General features: G+C 49.6%; 1 protein-coding gene. It reads right to left on the reverse strand.

The annotated features are described in order from the left end of the window. Nucleotides 1-729: IS5 family transposase (locus tag ACFPIB_RS17470; RefSeq protein WP_378018761.1), on the reverse strand; the 729-nt coding region annotated here is incomplete at its 3' end. Nucleotides 730-791: the final 62 nt, after the last annotated feature.

The following is a 791-nucleotide window of genomic DNA, read 5'->3' on the forward strand; positions in this document are numbered from 1 at the left end:
CATCCAGGCAAATGTTCTTTCTACCACCCATCTCCAGGGTAATACCTTAAACCCTTTCTGATCATCGTTTCTTAAAACCACCTGCCAGCACCAGCCCCACAGCTTTTTTACAAACCCTTTCAGGTCATCGCCCCGGTAGCCGCCATCCACCCAAACCAGTTTTATCCTTTTACAAAGGTCATCCAGACTTGAACTCCATCGGAGGTAGCGCAACAGGCATTGGGCCCCCATCTTCTCCGACACGCTTGCCGCGCAAACCCATACGGCCAGCAGCAACCCTTGCGAATCGGTAAGGATAAAGCGCTTTCTACCCTTTATCTGCTTTCCCGCATCATAACCCCGGTGCCGGCCACCGCAGGCTGTTGTTTTTATGCTCTGGGAATCCAGGCAGGCAGCAGAAGGACGCTTTTTCCTGCCTGCCTTTTTCCGGGTTTTCTTTACAAGGAAACAGTTTATCTGCTCCCAGGTCCCGTCCTTGCCCCAGCGGCTGAAGTAACCGTAAGCCGTTTGCCAGCAAACAAGGTCATGCGGCACGCTGCGCCAGCTACAGCCGGTCTTTACTACATAAAAGATGGTATTGATTATTTCTTTTAAATCTGCCCGCGGGCGACCCATTACCTGTTCTTCTTCAAACAAGGCCGGCTTTAGCTGTTTAAACTGCTTCCAGCCGTTTTTGCTCAGATCGCTTGGATATCTCTTCCGTTTTTCTTTCTTTTGATGGGTACTCACCGAGGTTTTGAATAGTTGGTCGAATAACTTTCTTAACCAAAGTGGGTACTTTTTTTATCCCG

The organism is Adhaeribacter terreus, assembly GCF_042657365.1.
GTDB lineage: Bacteria > Bacteroidota > Bacteroidia > Cytophagales > Hymenobacteraceae > Adhaeribacter_A > Adhaeribacter_A terreus.